The 2,500-nt window shown below is 55.8% G+C and carries 2 rRNA genes (1 of these 2 cut by a window edge); both read right to left on the reverse strand.

The annotated features are described in order from the left end of the window. Positions 1–60 precede the first annotated feature (60 nt). Positions 61–176 (reverse strand): 5S ribosomal RNA (rrf, locus tag EBL85_RS14295). Positions 177–281: 105 nt separating this feature from the next. Further along, a 23S ribosomal RNA gene (locus tag EBL85_RS14300) occupies positions 282–2,500 on the reverse strand (it continues 669 nt past the right edge of the window).

Consider the following 2,500-nt stretch of genomic DNA (forward strand, 5'->3'; position numbering starts at 1 on the left):
TTTTTCGGCGCACAAAGTAAAACCCCCGAGCACAGGGTGCTCGGGGGTTTTGGGATAAGGTCCTGGCAGTGACCTACTTTCGCATGGGGAGGCCCCACACTATCATCGGCGAGGTCCTGTTTCACTTCTGAGTTCGGGATGGGATCAGGTGGTTCCAGGACTCTATGGCCGCCAGGAAAACTGCTTTGTCTTGCCCGATCGTCTCGGACAGGACCAATTCGGTTCAGATCGTTGTCGGCAGTTGCGTGAGCCGAGGCCCGTACAACGCACTTGGGTGTTATATGGTCAAGCCGCACGGTCAATTAGTACAGGTTAGCTTCACACGTTACCGCGCTTCCACATCCTGCCTATCAACGTCGTGGTCTTCGACGGACCTTCAGGGGCATCAAGTGCCCAGGGAGACCTCATCTTGGGAGGGGCTTCCCGCTTAGATGCTTTCAGCGGTTATCCCGTCCGTACATAGCTACCCGGCAATGCCACTGGCGTGACAACCGGAACACCAGGGGTACGTCCACTCCGGTCCTCTCGTACTAGGAGCAGCTTCCCTCAAGTCTCCAACGCCCACGGCAGATAGGGACCGAACTGTCTCACGACGTTCTAAACCCAGCTCGCGTACCACTTTAAATGGCGAACAGCCATACCCTTGGGACCGACTTCAGCCCCAGGATGTGATGAGCCGACATCGAGGTGCCAAACACCGCCGTCGATATGAACTCTTGGGCGGTATCAGCCTGTTATCCCCGGAGTACCTTTTATCCGTTGAGCGATGGCCCTTCCATACAGAACCACCGGATCACTAAGACCTACTTTCGTACCTGCTCGACGTGTCTGTCTCGCAGTCAAGCACCCTTATGCCTTTGCACTCATTGCGCGATTTCCGACCGCGCTGAGGGTACCTTCGTGCTCCTCCGTTACGCTTTGGGAGGAGACCGCCCCAGTCAAACTACCCACCATGCACTGTCCCTGATCCGGATCACGGACCGAGGTTAGAACTCCGAACATACCAGGGTGGTATTTCAAGGTTGGCTCCACAGCAGCTGGCGCCACTGTTTCAAAGCCTCCCACCTATCCTACACAAGTAGGTTCAAAGTCCAGTGCAAAGCTATAGTAAAGGTTCACGGGGTCTTTCCGTCTAGCCGCGGGTACTCGGCATCTTGACCGAGATTTCAATTTCACTGAGTCCCTGGTGGAGACAGTGCCGCCATCGTTACGCCATTCGTGCAGGTCGGAACTTACCCGACAAGGAATTTCGCTACCTTAGGACCGTTATAGTTACGGCCGCCGTTTACCGGGGCTTCGATCAAGAGCTTCTCCGAAGATAACCCCATCACTTAACCTTCCGGCACCGGGCAGGCGTCACACCCTATACGTCCTCTTACGAGTTTGCAGAGTGCTGTGTTTTTAATAAACAGTCGCAGCGGCCTGGTCACTGCAACCCTCTTCGGCTCCACGAGCAAGTCGCTTCACCTACCAAGGGCGTACCTTCTCCCGAAGTTACGGTACCATTTTGCCTAGTTCCTTCACCAGGGTTCTCTCAAGCGCCTTGGGATTCTCACCCTGCCCACCTGTGTCGGTTTGGGGTACGGTCATCTGTAACCTGAAGCTTAGAGACTTTTCCTGGAAGCTTGGCATCAATCACTTCGTTCCCGTGGGAACTCGTCATCACGTCTCAGGATTGTGTCCCCGGATTTGCCTAAGGACACTCCCTACTCGCTTGGACCGGCACTACCATCGGCCGGCTGACCTAGCCTTCTCCGTCATCCCATCGCAGTTACAGCTGGTGCAGGAATATTAACCTGCTTCCCATCGACTACGCCTTTCGGCCTCGCCTTAGGGGCCGACTCACCCTGCGCCGATGAACGTTGCGCAGGAAACCTTGGGCTTTCGGCGAGGGAGACTCTCACTCCCTTTGTCGTTACTCATGTCAGCATTCGCACTTCTGATATCTCCAGCATGCCTGACAGCACACCTTCGCAGACTTACAGAACGCTCCCCTACCATGCGTTTACACGCATCCGCAGCTTCGGTACATGGCTTGAGCCCCGTTACATCTTCCGCGCAGGCCGACTCGACCAGTGAGCTATTACGCTTTCTTTAAAGGGTGGCTGCTTCTAAGCCAACCTCCTGGCTGTCTGGGCCTTCCCACATCGTTTCCCACTGAGCCATGATTTAGGGACCTTAGCTGGCGGTCTGGGTTGTTTCCCTCTCGACGACGGACGTTAGCACCCGCCGTCTGTCTCCCGTGGTCAAACTTGCTGGTATTCGGAGTTTGCATCGGTTTGGTAAGCCGGGATGGCCCCCTAGCCGAAACAGTGCTCTACCCCCAGCAGTCATCCACGAGGCGCTACCTAAATAGCTTTCGGGGAGAACCAGCTATCTCCGAGCTTGATTAGCCTTTCACTCCGACCCACAGCTCATCCGAATCTTTTTCAACAGATCCCGGTTCGGGCCTCCAGCGCGTGTTACCGCGCCTTCACCCTGGCCATGGGTAGATCGCCCG

This window comes from Marichromatium sp. AB32 (genome assembly GCF_003718675.1).
Taxonomy (GTDB): domain Bacteria; phylum Pseudomonadota; class Gammaproteobacteria; order Chromatiales; family Chromatiaceae; genus Marichromatium; species Marichromatium gracile.